The organism is Paenibacillus sp. TAF43_2 (genome assembly GCF_052113545.1).
Taxonomy (GTDB): domain Bacteria; phylum Bacillota; class Bacilli; order Paenibacillales; family Paenibacillaceae; genus Pristimantibacillus.
This window is the reverse complement of the sequence record NZ_JBFRDK010000135.1, coordinates 1-17,264: the sequence shown is the minus strand read 5'-3', so window position 1 is coordinate 17,264 and position 17,264 is coordinate 1. Positions and strand designations below refer to the sequence as shown.

The 17,264-nt window shown below is 46.3% G+C and carries 13 protein-coding genes; 2 read left to right on the top strand and 11 right to left on the bottom strand.

Features of this window, described 5'->3' with window-relative positions:
- Nucleotides 1-237: family 43 glycosylhydrolase (locus tag AB4Z17_RS23830; protein ID WP_441962476.1), on the bottom strand; the 237-nt coding region annotated here is incomplete at its 3' end.
- A gap of 863 nt (nucleotides 238-1,100) precedes the next feature.
- On the opposite strand from AB4Z17_RS23830, the gene AB4Z17_RS23825 reads away from it, so the two are divergent.
- Together AB4Z17_RS23825 and AB4Z17_RS23820 are read left to right on the top strand one after the other, a co-directional pair.
- On the top strand, nucleotides 1,101-2,231 hold the full coding sequence (locus AB4Z17_RS23825; RefSeq protein ID WP_441962474.1) for a glycosyltransferase family 4 protein: 1,131 nt from the start codon (nucleotides 1,101-1,103) through the stop codon (nucleotides 2,229-2,231).
- Complete coding sequence (locus tag AB4Z17_RS23820; RefSeq protein WP_441962472.1) at nucleotides 2,228-3,226, top strand: phosphotransferase; 999 nt, start codon at nucleotides 2,228-2,230, stop codon at nucleotides 3,224-3,226. The genes AB4Z17_RS23825 and AB4Z17_RS23820 overlap by 4 nt, the downstream gene beginning before the upstream one ends.
- A gap of 334 nt (nucleotides 3,227-3,560) precedes the next feature.
- On the opposite strand, the gene AB4Z17_RS23815 is transcribed toward AB4Z17_RS23820, so the two are convergent.
- The 10 genes from AB4Z17_RS23815 to AB4Z17_RS23770 all read right to left on the bottom strand — a co-directional run bounded on the left by AB4Z17_RS23815 (nucleotide 3,561) and on the right by AB4Z17_RS23770 (nucleotide 16,677).
- Complete coding sequence (locus tag AB4Z17_RS23815; RefSeq protein WP_441962470.1) at nucleotides 3,561-3,725, bottom strand: hypothetical protein; 165 nt, start codon at nucleotides 3,723-3,725, stop codon at nucleotides 3,561-3,563.
- A 653-nt stretch (nucleotides 3,726-4,378) separates the two neighbouring features.
- Nucleotides 4,379-5,260 carry a carbohydrate ABC transporter permease gene (locus AB4Z17_RS23810; protein WP_076265488.1) on the bottom strand — a complete coding sequence of 294 codons (882 nt, stop codon included), beginning with the start codon at nucleotides 5,258-5,260 and terminating at the stop codon, nucleotides 4,379-4,381.
- 24 nt (nucleotides 5,261-5,284) lie between these two features.
- Nucleotides 5,285-6,217: an ABC transporter permease gene (locus tag AB4Z17_RS23805; protein WP_441962468.1), complete on the bottom strand. Its 933-nt coding sequence runs from the start codon at nucleotides 6,215-6,217 to the stop codon at nucleotides 5,285-5,287.
- Nucleotide 6,218: 1 nt separating this feature from the next.
- The gene (locus tag AB4Z17_RS23800; protein WP_441962466.1) at nucleotides 6,219-8,918 is read right to left on the bottom strand and encodes a glycosylhydrolase-like jelly roll fold domain-containing protein; all 2,700 of its coding nucleotides are present in this window, start codon (nucleotides 8,916-8,918) and stop codon (nucleotides 6,219-6,221) included.
- The gene (locus tag AB4Z17_RS23795) at nucleotides 8,915-10,447 is read right to left on the bottom strand and encodes an ABC transporter substrate-binding protein (RefSeq protein ID WP_441962464.1); all 1,533 of its coding nucleotides are present in this window, start codon (nucleotides 10,445-10,447) and stop codon (nucleotides 8,915-8,917) included. The genes AB4Z17_RS23800 and AB4Z17_RS23795 overlap by 4 nt, the downstream gene beginning before the upstream one ends.
- Nucleotides 10,448-10,543: 96 nt before the next feature.
- Nucleotides 10,544-12,142 carry a response regulator gene (locus AB4Z17_RS23790; protein ID WP_441962478.1) on the bottom strand — a complete coding sequence of 533 codons (1,599 nt, stop codon included), beginning with the start codon at nucleotides 12,140-12,142 and terminating at the stop codon, nucleotides 10,544-10,546.
- Between the two features lie 2 nt (nucleotides 12,143-12,144).
- Entirely contained in the window at nucleotides 12,145-13,923 is a 1,779-nt protein-coding gene (locus AB4Z17_RS23785; RefSeq protein WP_441962462.1) for a histidine kinase, read from the bottom strand.
- Nucleotides 13,908-14,540 carry a TetR/AcrR family transcriptional regulator gene (locus AB4Z17_RS23780; protein ID WP_441962460.1) on the bottom strand — a complete coding sequence of 211 codons (633 nt, stop codon included), beginning with the start codon at nucleotides 14,538-14,540 and terminating at the stop codon, nucleotides 13,908-13,910. The genes AB4Z17_RS23785 and AB4Z17_RS23780 overlap by 16 nt, the downstream gene beginning before the upstream one ends.
- A gap of 8 nt (nucleotides 14,541-14,548) precedes the next feature.
- Nucleotides 14,549-15,754, bottom strand: coding sequence for a pectin acetylesterase-family hydrolase (locus AB4Z17_RS23775; protein ID WP_441962458.1), 1,206 nt, complete (start codon nucleotides 15,752-15,754; stop codon nucleotides 14,549-14,551).
- On the bottom strand, nucleotides 15,742-16,677 hold the full coding sequence (locus AB4Z17_RS23770; protein ID WP_441962456.1) for a poly(ethylene terephthalate) hydrolase family protein: 936 nt from the start codon (nucleotides 16,675-16,677) through the stop codon (nucleotides 15,742-15,744). The genes AB4Z17_RS23775 and AB4Z17_RS23770 overlap by 13 nt, the downstream gene beginning before the upstream one ends.
- Nucleotides 16,678-17,264: the final 587 nt, after the last annotated feature.

Sequence of the window (17,264 nt, the reverse complement as noted above, 5' to 3'; positions counted from 1 at the left end):
ATAATATATATACCATTTTTTGTTAATATAATGAATTTCAGGAGCCCAAAGATTTTTACTTTTGACCCCGGTCTCTTCTGGAATCCAGATTGTCTTTTTGTCACCGTTGGCGATATTCGTAATATTGTCTGATCTCCATAGATCTAGACGCTCTCTTCTTGTAACCATAAAATAATAGGTTCCATCTACGTGTTTATACATCCAAGGATCCGCGCCATGCACTAGTAATGGATTCACAAAAGTTTTGCTCATACGATTCCCCACTCTTCCAAATAATTTGAAGTTCGTTTAGTCAACAGGTGAAGATCTATGCTTATAGCAGTAGTCTTGGCCTGTCGATCCATAGACCGCCGTTTCTTTTATTTCCCAACTTCACACTTTTTTGAAAGTAAGCATGGAGTAATGCCTCCTTTTCCTATTTTTTTAATACCATGCCTAGATATTTGTGTTCATTATACTTAGGATATTTTAAAAGTTATATATTAAATTGAGTACATAATATATAAGTTATAATAAAGAGTATGAGCTGTTTGTCTAATTGAAGAAATCATCGCAGATTTCGCATTTTCAGTGAATACCTCATTAACCGCTATATATTCCGAGAATGCAAAAAAGACAGCTGATAAGGTTATTTAAATTAGCATTTCGCTTAATAGGTGTCCTCGGCCGCAATGACAGAAGAGAAGAAATATCTATCCAGAAGGCCCATAGTTTGGGTCTCTTAACACATTGTCCTAGCCTTTTATAAAAGGCTAGTATCATACCAGAATAAACATCCAATCACTAGGTTCTATCAGTACATACTCTACATGGAAATCAATACACAGGGAGGCGAATTAAAAAACACGCATTAACCTAGGTACGATTTTTATGCTTTTCATTTATTGGTCATCATCGCTTGTGGTTGCAACGTCCACAGTCGCAATTAGAGACACGATGAGAGAAAGCAACGAAATACGTGAAGAAACAATCTGCTTCCTCAACAAAAACAAAGTCTATTAATTGCTTAACCTACATTCGTTAACTCATAAAATATCATTAATAAGCAAGTCCATTCTTTGGGCTCGTTTTCTAATAATTAATGTGAAAGGAGTACTCTAATGAAAAGTAGAAGGAAACTTAAAGTATGGGTCATGACAAATGAATTTCATCCAAATATTGTTGGGGGACTCGGTATTGTCGCAACCAATTTGACTAAAATGCTGAGCAAGCTCGATGTAGAAGTTATGGTGTTATGCTCCAGTGACTCTAAGCAACTTTCGTTTTCGACCCCGAACGGCAGACTGCGAATCGTTAGAATTCCCAAAAACTTACGTTACTATAGTCATTACACTCGAGCATTCAAAGCTAGTACCGTTCTGCGGGCTGCAGTAGCCATGGGCTCCGGCAAACCAGACCTCATTCATGTTCATAGTACAGATTTCGCTGCAGTTGCTTTGGCAGCAAGAAGCTTGTACCGAATTCCTATCATTTATACATGCCATTCAATGGCTTCAAAAGGAATCACTTCATCATCAGGAAAAAACCAAGCCAAACTGTTTCTCACCGCGAAACAGATCGTCGTTCCGAGCAGGTGGCAAGCAAATGAAATCAAGCGGCTGAATCCACGTAAACAAGGCAGTATAACCGTCATTCCTAACGGTGTGAAAGCCAAGTCGAAGCAAACTAAAGGTTCTCCTACCAAATTGCTCTATGTCGGAAGACTCCTTCCTTCGAAAGGCATTAACCCCTTAATCAAAGCTGTTGCTTTGTTATACCACAATCACAAGAATGTTAGTTTAACAATCGTCGGAAGCGGCTCAGTGGCTTATCAAAATAGTCTACATGCCCTTGCAAAGCGATATGGCATTGCTAAACGCATTCATTGGATTAAAAAGAAACCGAACGATGCGGTACAGCGGATGTATGCTACTTATGGGGCCGTTGTTGTTCCGAGCAAAAAAGAGTCGTTCTGCCTTGTCGCGCTCGAAGCGATGGCAAACGGCGTACCACTTGTATCCACATTGTCTGGCGGGCTAAAGGAATTTGTGAACACTCGGAATGCCCAAGTTATTCATTCCGTTGATAGCTCCACTATCGCCGATGCAATTGCAGCGCTGTGGAAAAATCCGGAGAAGAAAAAGCAGYGTCTGACCAACGCCCATTCTACTGCCGCTCGTTATAGATGGCCTTCAATCGCTCGCCGCTACAAATCACTATATATGAAACTGAGGAAGGTGAATTCGCCTTGAGTGAGCAACCGATTTCTAGTATCGCAGAACGATTTGGAATAAAGGCAAGCAGAATAAAGAAAATTCGGAAAGGAGTATATCGGGTTGTAACACCTAGCGGGAAAATATTCAGCTTGAAACGAATGCCAAAGCAGCTGGCGCGTTTACAGTGGACCGACCGAGTACTGCGACGTGTCCAAAATAGCGGACCACTTCTTGCATGGCGCAATCCACAAATGCCAGAAGGACGAAGGCTTTATGTAATCTCACAAAAAGGAGAGCCTTACGTACTTACACCATGGATCTCAGGGAGAGAGCCTTCTCCCCGTTCTTTAAGCGATATGCATGCATGCGGCGTCGCCTTAGCACAATTTCATCTGGCTGGACGTACCGGACTTAAAGGTAAAATCGCTCATAGCAGGATCGGTTCATGGCACTCTACTCTTCGTTATCGGCAACGGAATCTACAAAAAAAGATTACCAAGGCGATTAGAAATGGTTTCAGTCCTCCGATTAACCGCTTTGTACAACAGCACCGCTCGGAAATTTTGCATTATTCGAGCCAAGCGGGAGCGCTGCTGCGAAGCAGCGGATATCGAGCTTATTGCCGTAGTCCGCGCCAAAACGGAGTACTATCACACGGCGATGGTGGGCCCAGCAATTTTATTATAAATGAAAAAGGAACATATCTTATCGACTTCGAAACGCTTCACGTCGATTTGCGCGCCTACGACCTGTTTCGAGTGATCTATAATTCATGCAAAGATTACAATTGGAATTTCGCGATTGCTAAGGCTATTCTGACAGGTTACCGCAAGGTAGCGAAACTAAGTAAAACCGATTATGAACTTATTCAAGTCTGGTTACGGTTTCCGTACACTACGTACTTGGTGCTATCTCCTTTTGAGAGGTTTCCTTTAACTACAAGCTGGTTGCAATGGGCGCTTGCATCAGAAAGGAAAATCGGCTCGTTCCTGCAAAAACTCGACAATTATGCTGCGAAGCATAGCCAATAAATTTGCGGTAAAACCACTGGTTTGAAAAATAGAGTAGACTCAACAAACGTGATTGCCTCTTTCCCACTCAGGGATTCAACTGCAGAAATATCGGATTCACTTAGATACTTCGTCATCATCAAGTTGGCCATTAAAACAAACACATTACTAATAAGTTTCTTCCCCTTCAGTCTCGCCCTCAATAACAGCAAGGCATCTCTGGCATTAAAATTACACTATCCTGCTTGAGAATCAAAAACGATTGATTTTACCATTTTTGAATTTTAGCACTTTAATTAAAAAAATAAATAATGAGATAGCTTATAAACGAAAATAGCGAGTAAACCAATAAGGTCTACTCGCTATTTTTTTCTAATTCATTATGATTCGCTAACTCTACTATATGTTTATGGATAAGTTCATTAACATAAGCTTCTTCCCTCTTATTCATCAAGGTTCCAAGTTTGCTGTTTTCTTGCTTGGCTTTCATCTCTAGTGCTTCCCGCTGTTGACCAGTCAAGAACAATGAAATTTGTCGCTTGCGTTTCTTAATTCCTTATTTTCGTCCAGCACGCATTCGAGCTCCGCATCGATTCTTTTGGTTTTCAATCATTCTATTATCCATTCACATTTTAATTTAACAATCATGATCCTAATCCGATGGAACAGATCTATATTCGTTTTAATTTTGTCTCCCGCGATAGATACCTAGACTCATCTTCTTCTGATTGCTATGTCCTCACCTCGCTCTACCAATTATTGATACCTCCTCATGGTCAGCTTCACCCGTTATTGCCCATAGCATACGTGCTCTGATCAAGCCATTGATTTCACAATTTCGTGACTGCTTCTCACGCCATATTCAAATTCATCTAATAGCCCGAAATATTGTGGATGTTTGACCTCCACAAAGGCGACAAYCGAAGGGCCTTTTGAAATATCCGAATAAAAAGGTGGACCGTTCTAATACGATCACAAAAAAATGAAAAAAAAAAAGACGTTGGAATAAAAATATCAAATACTCTATCATTTTATATAGTTTCTTTCTATGTCTAATGGCAGCTGTTACTTTTATATTTTTGCTCTTTACCTCAGCACATGCTCGCCTTCACCTCCACTGTCATGAGTGGAAGCCATTCCTTTATTTTCACTTGTTCCATTTATTCATCCACCTTACCCCTTCACTGCACCAATCGTAATCCCCTTGATAAGATACTTTTGGAAAAAGGGATACATCACCATAATCGGCAGAACTCCGATCACAGCAATCGCCATCTTCACCGTCGTACTCGGCAAGTTAGCTCCAGCCTCACCTAGCTGAGCACTAAACTTGCTCTCCGTCAGAAACTGGATGTCGGTTAGCATTCGATTCAATATGTTCTGTACGCTGAACAGCCTGGAATCAGTCACGTAAATCATCCCATTAAACCAATCGTTCCAGTAAATAATCGTCTGGATCAAACCTACTGTAGCTACGATCGGCATCGATAGGGGCACAATGATTTTCCAGAATATTTTGAATTCTCCTGATCCGTCGATTTGCGCAGCCTCGATCAGTGCCGGGGGAATCGTCGTCATGAAGAATGTCCGCATTAAGAGCACATTAAAGCCATTCATGAGCAAGCCTGGTACAATCAAGGCCAAAATGGTATTTTTAATATCGAAGTATTGGACATAGACCAAGTAGGTTGGTGTAAGTCCGCCGTTGAATAGCAGCGTGAAAAATACAAAAAATGCAATTCCGTTACGTAAAGGCACTCCCTGTCTGGACATTGGGTAAGCAAGCATCGAGGTCATCAGCAGACTTGCTGCCGTGCCGAAGAGTGTAATAAACACCGTGACCCCATAAGCACGAGCGAGCTGCTCCGAGTGATTCCACAGATAGTTATAAGCGCCTAATCCCAATTGATCCGGAAAGAAGGTATATCCCTGCCGCAGAATTGAGCTCTCATCGGAGATCGATGAGATAACAAGCAGCAGAAACGGCAGCACGCAGGCCACCGCCAGGGCCATCATCGGAATATGAAGCCATATTCCCTTGTTGATCGTTTTCATGCTTCTACACTCCAGTCCCAAGCCTTAGAACAATGCGCTGTCCTTGTTGAATTTGCGCACCGCGTAATTCGATAACAGTACAAGTATAAAGCCGACTACGGACTGATACAGCCCCGCTGCCGAAGACATTCCAATATCGCCTAAATTCATTAGTGCCCTGTACACATAGGTATCGATAACCTGTGTCGTATCATTCAGAGCGCCAGAGCCGAGTGGAACTTGATAAAATAGACCGAAATCAGAATAGAAAATTTTGCCGATGGCAAGCAAGGTCATCATGATGATAATCGGATACAATAATGGGAGAGTAATATAGCGAATTTGCTGCCATTTGGAAGCCCCGTCTAGTTTTGCTGCCTCATAATATTCCGGATCGATCCCGATGATCGCAGCCAGATAGATGACGCATAAGAACCCGGCGCCTTTCCATAAGCTGATAATCGTCAAAATGAATGGCCAATATTGCGATTCGCTATACCATGAAATACCCTCTATCCCCAGACTGGAAAGAATGGTTTTGTTAATAAATCCAGTCTCCATGCTGAGCAGGGAATAGGCCAAATAACTTACGATAACCATCGATATCAAATGGGGCAACAGTAATGCACTCTGGTAAAACCGCGACATAAAGCGGCTGCGAATTTCATTCAGTGCGATTGCAATTCCCAGTGCAAAAGCAGTATTTAAGATGATGAAACAAAAATTGTACAATATCGTATTGCGTGTAATGATATACGCATCCTGCGTTTTGAATAAATACTCAAAATTTTTCAGGCCAACCCAGTCACTACCGAGTAGCCCCTTCGCAAAATTGTAATCCTTGAAGGCGATAATTAGCCCGAACATCGGCAAATAATTGTTGATGAGCAAGTAGACAAGCCCCGGCATCATCATGAGCAGCAGTACGTAGTACTTTCGCACATTGCTCTTCCGGCGGGGCCGATAGGTTTGTTCCATATTACTCCCCGCTTCCCTGGCTGATCGCAGATGAACCAATAATGCTAACTGGACCCAGCAAGCCAGAAGGCTCCTGCTGGACGAACTTGGAGAACCAGTCCTGCTGATTCTTCGCTAGTGTATTGGTCACCTCAATAGTCACTTCATTCACTCCTTGCTTCCAATAGCGAGCGATATTCCATACATAAGGCGCACACAGCTTCACACCGACATCCTGACCATTAACCCACACCTGTGCAGTCTCATAAACCTGCCCCAGATCCAGCCATATCGGGTCAATTATTTCACCAGTTAATTCACCAGTTACGACACACTCATACTTCATCGTGCCAGAAAATCTCGGCAACAGGTCGCGTGAGCTCATATTACGAAGCTCCTTCATGGTCCTCCAAGGTGTGAACGTTGGATATTCTTTTGCTGTAGCCAGGGAAATGCTCCACTGGACATTCTCAATCATACGTCTGGATAAAGCACGATCCGCACTGGCATACAGGCTCAAATCTGTCCCAAGTGGAGCACGCTGCCACTGGCCTATTGGTGCCGGTAGATTCCCCTCTTCTCCATCCGGTACACGAAGCAAAATTAGTGATTCATAAGTGCTCAGTCGCAAATCAAGCTGATAGTTCTCTCCTGCCCCTACGCGATCCACCTTGTTAGTGAATGCGTCATAACGAAGCCATACACCAGAGCCTGGGAGCGTAATGCCAGTCTCAATCGGCTGATCTGGATTCTCATTGAACAACATGAGAACTTCCAATTGATCATGACGGTATTGGTAGGCTCGTAGATAAGGCTGTTTGTCCCTGAGCACCAGCTCATTCATCCCTCGGTCGATAAGCATCTCTGCCAGAAGCTTCAATGGGGTTATAGTAACCTGAGGGTAAGCCGCCAGCTTCTTCAGCACTTCCTCGCATGGTACAGATTGGCTCGCTCTTACTGGCAATGCATCAATGAAGATAATAGACAAACCAGCTGATGCGAGCTCAGTAAGCTTATCCAGCCATTCTATTGGCAGCGCCTCGGCATAAGGTACGATTAGGCAGCGATAGCGTTCTTTGTGCACCGCTAGCTCCCCATCGATAACTTCCGAAGAAACCAAGATATCGATCGGCAGCACATCGCAGTCGATTTGGCTCTGCATCAACTGCTTCACAGGCTCCTGGAACAGCATGTATTCCCCGGACCATTCAGCCTCAGCGTGATATAGCACAGCAGCACTCGCAATATGCTCCCCGTCATTCAACAAGTGGCATACCCGATTCGTATAGTCATTAAGCAGTCGGTAATACCTGAACTGCGGATTATACCCTCTGGCATAGAAGTGCGGCGGGCAATCCCAGTCAGGGAACTCTTTCTGAGAAAAAGCATGCGGCACAAAATGATTGACGCCTCTAACCAGCATATGGTCGGTCAGCCACTTCATCAGCTTCAGCCCTTCCGCCCAGCCGTAAGCGCCGAAGATTTCGCAAAAGGTTCTTCCTTGCTTCCTAGGGTCGATATGTCCCAGTGAAGCGGCTAGTTTGGTCATCCCGTAATGGAAAAAGACGCTGTCTGTCTTTCCGCCCATCCATGAGAAAGACATTTCATCAAACCCGGGTACAATTTGCCATAACACGACATCCAGACCAGACATGTCCTGCCCCTCCAGCGCACGGAAGAAATGCCCTGCTCCGCAGCCCAATCTGGCGTGTACATTATTGTCCTCCATTAGATGGCCGATATAGGCTACGCCGCGTTCTCGGCACCAGTCTCCAATCCGCCTGCTGAAGTGCTCCGCGTACAGCTTGCTCACTACGTTCATGTAGGCGTAGCGCACAGCAAACGTCTGAGGTCCACCCTCATGCCAGAGCAGAGGGAGATGCTGCCGCAGGTTCTGACCGTATTCTGCCTCCAGCAGCATGAGCAAATCGGAGCGCCACGGCAGAGCCATCTTGGCATCGCCAAGACCCGAAGCATAATCGTACGATGCTTTGCTGTTATAGAAGCCAGGCTCATCCGAGAAGAAACCTGCAAATGCGACGCCAAAATCATCCTTGTAGCGTGCGTAATAGGCTTCGTAGATTGTATCGATCAGAATCTGCGTCGATTCCGGCACGATCGGGTTCAAATAATCTTTGCGGCGATCATCCCCGCCTTCCCGGGTGACGACGAACAAGCAGATCGTCCAGTAGCCTTCCGGCACAGGCCAATAAAGAACCCCGTCTTGCACTGAAGCTTCGAGATCTATTGCAATAAACTCCCCATCCAGCTCGCCCGTAACTGGATCACGCCTAGCTGCAGCAGCACCGACAGGTCTTGCTCCGTCTAGCACCGACCAGGGGCGCAGCAGGAATGAAGCTTCAGGATCGGGACCGCGTGCATCAATTCGACGCTCAGAGAGGAACTGCCGCTGGTGTTCCAGCGGCGCGTCCTTCACCTTACCTGCTGCGTGTCCTGTCGGAAAGTGATCATCGTCGAAGACCCAAATTTGCATGCCATGCTTCCGGGCTTCATCCATAATGGTGTCCATATCCTTCCACCACTGTGGACCAAGCATATCAGGGTGGGGACGGGATTCCACACATACGGCATGGATGCCCGCTTCCCATATACGAGCCAGCTCCTCACGAATGACCGCCTCTTCTTCTCCGCGCTGCCAGAAGAACGGAAGAATATAATTCCGTTCCTCACCACTTAGCAATTCATGAAGTTTACGACTCATAGCACACCCTCTGCTTTCGCCCATTCATCCAGCTGGCGCTGCTTATCCGCAATTACCTTATCGATTCCTGCGGCCTTCAGCTTCTCAATAAATTGCGGCAACACCTTATCTGGGTCCACAGAGCCTGTTTCCAGAACAAGATAATATTGCGCGATGACATTGGATACTGCCGCTATTTCTGTTTTGACGGACTCCGGATTCATCGTAAAGCCCATCGCCTTGGATTTAATCGCCTGCTCATTAAAATCCTTCATCTTCTGCCAAATATCCGGGTCTTCTCCCTCAAATACATAAGAGAGGAACTGGTTGCCAAACAGCCAGCTCATATTTAAATTGTAGCCGTTCGTCAGCATCGTGACGCCTTCTGGATATTTGATGACATTATCGGACACTTTGACATAATGCTTGCCTTCAATACCCCAATCCAGCAGATTAACAAGCTCAGCATCCCCATACATCAGATCCAGAAACTTCATGGATGCCACCGGATTCTTAGCTTGACGCGGAATCCCCCACATAATGTTCAGCACATGATCTGTCATGGATACAGGATTAGACAAGGTTGCACTAATCATTTCCTTGCCAATGGATCTGGACTCCTGCGCATCAAATCCCGGTTTCAGCTTAGAGAGATAACCAAAAGCTCTATCAGCCTTCATTAATTCAATTTGGCTCGACTTGTTGGTTGCTGAATCTTTCAACGTATAACCCTTTTCATACCAGTTCCTCATCCGTTTCAGGAGCGCAGCATATTCCGGAGACTCGATGCTATTAACAAGCTTCAGACCATTATCGTAGCCTGGTAGCACGCCCATCCCGTTGCTAAGACCATCATGCCAGCTGTAGCTGGTCAGAAAGGAGAAGCCAGCTCCGCTAGGAATTAGTGGAGTAATGTCTGGTTCATTATCTTTAATGATTTTGAGCGCTGCTTCTACATCATCCAGTGTTTTAATCGCACTCGCGTCGATTCCATGCTTATCTGCAAGATCCTTGCGCATTGTAAATCCGTTGGCAGTTGCCAAGTCTCTCACAGGCGTGACGCCGTAAACCTTTCCATCTACCTTACTGGCGTTCAAGTAGTCCGGGTCAAGCGCCTTGCGAATATTTTCTCCATTCTTCTCAAGCAGCTCATCGAGCGGCAACAGCTGTCCTCTGGACACTTGGGAGCTAAATCCAAACGGTGATCCGACGACAATCAGATCCAGCTTCTCATTGCTCGTCAGCATTAAGTTAACCTGCTGGGCATAAGCGCCGTAATTGATTGGCATCAGATTAACCGCTACATTGATTTTTTCCTTTGTAATCTTGTTAATCTCATCCTCTACTGCCTTCATATCCGGTGGCGTGCCGGTTACACTGAGAAAAGCGACATTCAATTCATCGATCTTTTGCGATGCTTCCTCGTCTGTTGTTCCGGGGCTGTTAACCGGATCTTTCGTCAATCCGCCTGAATTTCCGTTCGAACCACATGCGGATATGAGCAGCGATAGACTCACTAAACTTGCGAATAACCATGTCTTCTTGCGCATTTTGTTTTCCCCCTGGCTTGRTCATTTGGCTTTCTCTTGCCATTATAGCGGGAAGAGGACCGCATCCTCTGCTTGAGATTCGACCTTTGACTGACGTCATTTCGACTTTGCAAGGGGGGCACCTCGTCCGTGCTGGCGAAACTCGATTGGGCTTAAGCCTGACTGAGCCTTGAACAACTTTGCAAAATGAGAAAAGTTCGAGTAGCCCGTAGCCATCGCCACGGCGCTTACAGGAAGCTCAGAATGAATAAGCAGCTGCCTAGCCAGCTTGATTCTCTCCTGCAAAATATACTCTGGAATCGTACAGCACAGCTCTTTTTTAAATAAGCGGGTCAAATAGTCCGGGTGCAAGTATACGTGGTTCGCTGTCGTTTCTCTGGACAGATTCTGATCCAGATTGGATACAATATAGCGTGTCGCCCGTTCAATCACGTCGCTAATCGAGGACGGATGTGTGGTATTCACAGCCTTCATAATGACATGGGCAAGCCAGCGCTCCAGATCGGTAAGCGAGCGGGATGCAGCTTCCGCCAGACGCAGGCTCTCCTCATCACAGAACATGAGATGTGCTTGAACCCCTTGCTGCTGCAGGACTGCATGCGCCATTTGCAAAAAATTCTCCTTCAGCGCACGCAAATAATCGCCATCTATTCCCGTTTGATCCCGCAGTCCATGGATGCAAGCTCTCGCTTCTTCCAGCAGCCTCTCCTTCACGCCTTGCCTCATCATCGCTGCCCAGCCATTCATATCTGGCAGAGCTGGAGGCGCTGCTGCAAGACGCTTTGCCTCATTCAGAGCAACATAATGGATTCCGGTCACATTATCTCTGTCTAAATTGTGTAATTGAGCCAGCAGAGCAGGGAGTTCATGTCCTTCTACTGTCCGCCCCCCATAGCAATACAATTCACAGTATAAATGTACACGACAAAACTCAACCAAGCGGCTACACATGATGGCAAGTCCGTTCTCTAGTTGTTCCTGTTCCACAGGCATAATAAGCAACCAAGCGTCATTCCCGGCAGGTACAACGACACTGCCTAACGTAAGCCTTCCCAGCATCTCTTTGCCTGCGTTCTTGAGCCCATATTCCAGCAGCTTCCGATCTCTGACCAGGAAGTCCTGCTGCCAACCACGTATGATCATTAACACTGGCAGAACCAAGGAGTCCGCAGGGAGAGATACTTGCCTTGCCGCCGCTTCCTTTGCAAAAATCTCACTCACTGCCGGAATGGTTTCATTCAGAACATCCAGCCAGAAGCGCTCACGGTTTATATCCTGCTGCCGAGACCACCAGTTCTTAACCCGCTGCGCATCCGCCAGTTCTTGCTCGCGCTTCACAGCGTCTGCCGCCTTGCACAGTGCGGCTTCCAGCTCTTCCTTGGTCAGCGGCTTCAACAAATAATTGGAGCAGCCCAGACGTACGGCTTCTTGGGCGTAATGAAAATCCGCATGGCAGGTCATCAGCACAGGGACGGTGCGAATTCCCTTCTCCCGCATCCACTTCAGCAGCTCTAGTCCGCTCCGCTGCGGCATTTCAATATCGCATAGCAGAATATGAATCTCCTGTACCTCAAAAATCCGCTCCGCCGCAGTCGGATTGTAAGCGACATAAACGTTGGAAATACCAAGCTGCAACCAGTCCACCATTTTTTTAACCGCTTTCACAAAATGAATCTCATCATCTACGATCAGCACGTTCAGCAAGGTGTGCTCTCCTCTCCTTCCGGGAATGACTTCATGGGTAAGCGAACTTCGACTCGAGCCCCGCCTGAATGAAGATTAAGAAAGGTAAGGTCGGCTTTTCCGCCATACAATAGCTCCAGTCTGCGCCATGCATTCCAGATGCCATGCCTGCTGCCGTCCTCCCGCTCCAAGTTCCTCTTCTCATTTAAGAGCTGCAGCAGCTCTGGGGTAAATCCTTCTCCGGTATCTTCAATAACGAGTAGAATGCGAGGCAGCTGACCATCTGATTCCAGCTTTCCATGAATCGATAGCCGGAATGGCGCTTCCAGCGTAAAGGCGTGCTTGATGGTATTCTCCACAAAGGTTTGAATCACAAGCGGGGGAATAGCGAGGTTCAGCAGATAAGATGGCACTTCAATTTCACTGCTCAGCTGATCTGGAAACCGCAGCTCCTGAATACGTATATAATTGCGCATATGCATCAGTTCATCCCCGAGAGAGACGAGTGAGACATGACTACGGAAAATGTAACGGAAATAGTCCGAGAGACAACGTGACATCTCCTGGATTAATTCATAATTGCGTACAGCAGCCAAACTGTGCAGCATGTTGAGGGAGTTTAAATAAAAATGGGGATTGATCGTTGTCTGCAGCTGCCTAAGCTCCGCCTGCTGTTTGCTTAATTGTTCCTCATAAACATGGATTTTCAATTCTCTGATGTGGGAAAGCATTTGGTTAAAATGATCGTTAACGACGCGAAATTCTTCAGTTGAGGCTTTAGATTCTGGAATCCCTTGCATATGCCCTTCACCGATTCGATTCATGGCAGACAGCAGTCTTCTGATCGGGAGCAAAATCATCTTGCGAAGCAGCACCAAACTTAAGGGAATCAGCAATATTGAACCCACAGAGACAATCCTATTCCAGCTCCAGAGATTGAAAAAACCTTTCAAAATATCTTGCTCCGGTATAAGCGCAACCAGTCGGAAACCACCATGCCGAGATCGTTCACCTACCGTCAGATAACGTTCCGGACCACCTGATAAGCTATATCCACCAGAGGCAAAGCTTAAATCAATTAGTTTTTCGCGAACCACTTCAGCATGCAGCATAGGTTCTCCAGCTTCTGTAGAAAATAGCGAAAAACCGCTCTCGCCTAAATTAATCAGGTTAAACGGAATGAGAAGTGTGTCCGCCTTGACCCAGGCGCCAACATAAGTGTTGGGAGCTGCCTGAAGCAAGCGGAGAATATAATAGCTGCCATCGATCTGTCGTACAAGCCAGTCACGCCCCCCAAGCTCAGACTGTGTGGGGGACGTATTCAGCTTACGGGTAACCTCACCTGATACCGCTACTCTTTCCATATAGGATGGGCGTGGACTGAATGCTTCTATGAAGCTTGCATCTAGTGTGCTATAAATAAAAAAGCCGTCCACTGCTCCATTACGGGAGTTTTCGTTCCATAGTTGCTTGGACAGTTGTACCTTTAGCAGTGCCGTCTCGGCTTCTGGCTGCCTTCGGTCCAGCAGCAGCAGGTTCGGGTCAGAAGCCACCATGTTAATTAAGAAGCTGTCGATTTCATCGAGAAGCCCATCAATTTGATTCATATAAAGGGTGATAAAGCTCTGATTGCTCTCAGCGACTTGCTTACGTACTACTTGAGCGGCATAATATTGGTTGAAATTGAGCAGCACAATGAGCGGAACCAAAATGGCGGCTACGCCCACAATGAGTTTAAATCGCATCGTATTTCGAAGCTTGCTTCTGCGCTGTGTATTCATTGCCTTTCCCATAGGCTAAGCAGAAAATCCTTATAACGCGCATTCTGCCCCAGCTCTTCTGCCTTGGTTGCGTCACCGTTCTGCCGGCAAATCAAGACAGACTTTTGTAAATAAATGAAGTACAAATGTGTAATCATTCGCGTCCGTTCGATCCAAGCCAGCTTCTCATCATTAGGAATTTCGGCTGCGCGCTCAGTGGCAAAAGCACTCATAGACAGGCGTGTCTCCTCGCTGATCAGCTCCTTGAATGCCTCCAGTTCTGCCGGATTCTTGCCCATACTCGCGTAATACACACTAAAGAGCGAATCATAATAGAGAAGGTCTGGCTGGTGCTCTCTTAAACACAAATACTTGTCGAGAATGGCTTCAATAGAAGCACGCGGGGATTTAAAATCGAACTCCACCAGCAATCGTCCGAACATGCGCTTCAGATTATCTACATACACTTCAGTGGCCAGCTCCTCCTTATCCTTAAAATGATGGTACAAGGTACGTCTGGACGCGCCTGAGCGGGTAGCAACGAGTACCAAATCCGCACCCTCAATCCCCTTCTCGCAAAAGGCGGCCAGCGCCGCCTCTTTAATCATTTCTCTGGTAAGCTGCAGTTGTTTCTCTCTAAGCTTCATCATGTGCTCCCCTATCCTGTAGTGCTAAGCTCTTCGGCAGCACTCGTGCTCGCTTCTGCGTCGTTATGCAGGAAGCGTGTGCCTCGAGAGCTGCGTTCTTGCTTGTGAATAATGCTATCCAGCCATTCCACTAATTTCTGCCCTTCCTCCTCTGCCTCATAGAAGGCTTGCATCGGCAGCAGCGTATGCGGAGTCGTGTGATTCTTCTTATCATAGCCGTATTCTGTAAGAAAATAATAAAAATTAGGCAGTTGTTCGTCAAGCTGGCGGGTAGCCGCCCGAAACTGCTGGCTCCATGCCTCCAAACTTTGCGGGTCAATATCGTCTCCTTTGCCATTAAGACGATTCTGGAACGAGGTGAGCACCTTGTCATTAATCGTACATGCATGCATGAGCACAGCATGAGCAGGCATGGCCTTCGCATTGTGGCGGAACGCCGCCCCAATCATATCTGTCTCCATCGGAAATGCGAACTGGCGAGTGAAATCATTATTCCACTGCTTGTTTACAATACTCGGCCATTGCTCGGAAGCAAGAAAGGAGCTGTCAGAGAGATGATAGATTTCTGCATCTGCATATTGGTTCGCAATGTCACTGGCATAGAAGGCTGAACCAAACCCACCAGCACTGGAGCCTGTAATCAGAAGCTTATCCGGTGTGTCGAAATTAGCATACACCCATTTCAGCGCTTCCTGCACATTATTCCTGCCATTATGACGGATATGCCGCACCTTCTTTCCCTTCTCATCGCAGTAAGTAACTGCAGCGTTGCCGGTATGGAAGTCAGCTGAGACATAAGGAATGAAGACGACATTCCACTCGGAGAACGGGTTGTCTGGACGTTGATCGAAGATCCCACGGTGCATATTAAAGATATAGAACGGAATTCTGGCGAAATAATAGCCAAATTGCCCGTACTTGAGATAAGAACGCAGGGACAACGGGATCTTCGCTGTCTCTGCATCCCAGCAGGCCCCGCCCCCGCAGAAATAGACCATCAAATTTCGGCTGCTGCCTTTGCGGGTATATAAGCAAAACGTTGAACCATCCGCGGCCATTGTCTGCTTGCTAAGCTTTACCTTGTTCCACTTGCCCGGTTTCGTATCACGGAAGCTATTCTTTTGGCTTGGTCTTTTGAAAACCTTACGGCTGACAAAGACAATGGAAAGGACTGCCACTGCAACAATAAAAAAGAATGTTCGCTTCAGCCTTTGCATGCTAATTCCCCTCTTCTCTCATAATTAACAGCCTTCAGTCCTTGTGAATGGACACCGCTCCAGCCTTTATTGCGGTACAGCTCCGGATGCTCTCCAGAAAAAGCTGCCGCTGCATCTGAATCATCAGCCAACCGATAACGCAGCCATGCGGTCAAATAACCTCTATGCATGCCGCCCTGCCCCATGCTCTCTAGATGATGTGCCGCCCTCGTCATCGCCATAACAGCTGCTTGGCCTGATCGAACCGCAGCGTAGGCACTCCGATTGGAGGATTTTGGCGAAATCATAAAGTCATGCGTTCCCGCCATAAAAAATAATGCAGCAGTTTGCGTTTCGATCTCATAAATATCCTTGGGTTCACACCACATCTGAGCAGGCAGCGCAATCGTAACCACCGTCTGAAGCGGCTCATCCAGATAATTCCCTGCATTCAGAACCCCTGTGGCGCCTTGGGAATGACCCACTGCACCAATGCGATCGATCAGCAGCTTGCGATAAAAAGGGCTTGCAGGATTAGCATTCTCCTGCAGGGTATAACGGACCGTATCTGCAACTTCCCGGCCTGTACCCGTATGACGGCAATAGCTGTCGATTACAACAAAGCCCCACGTCGCCAAATGAAGCAGCAGCGCATCATAATTCTCAGGCTGAGCATCCGAGCCATTGCCCCAAACAATAACAGGACAAGCTTCGTCCATCTCATCCGGGCAATAGATTTTGTATTGCGGATTCCCATCCTCTGCCTTAATTACCATACTTCTGCTACGATGCGGTCCTGGTTCGCCATAACGCTGCTCCACAGGTTCTGGCTGATAGCGGTAAAGCCACCTTCGTAATTTAAGCGGATACATGACTAGCAGATAGACCGGAATTAAAATCCACTTTACCCAGGTGCGGGAAGCTGGCTTCTCTGATGTTATCATCCGTGCTTGCCATCCTCTCATTTTCATTTCGCATTACACCAAGATTACTTACTGCACACCGTGTGTAATGAAAGTATAATAAAGGACACTGCCACTGTCAATGCAGGATTTGTGTAGTTGCGAATTGTAGTGGCTAGGGACGAAAATAAGGGCAGAAAAGTGCAGCACTTTAAGGCTTTTGTGTGGGTAAGAATCGGGTAGGAGGCTACCCATTAGTTGAGTAGCCGACCTTTTTTACAAAGGCGGTTTTTATCTGGTCGGATTCAACATTTGGATTTAACATAGCTTTTTTATAAGGAGTAAAACATAGTCATCACCGTAATGTACTGTTTTGTCGACGATTCCAGTTCCATAGGATGTATCTCCATTTATTTTAAAATTCCAATAGTATGGCTAGTAAATAGCATCTGTTTTAGCTTATGTTTTTCCCAGTTTGAAATCGGCTGCATTAAGAGTAAATATTAATGAACATTCGATATGCCTTCATAATAACAAGGCTGTTATGAGTTCTTTATCACAAAAAAAACACCCCGAAGGGTGGTCCGCATTACAATCATCATTCTATTAACATTTTTAGACTCTAACAT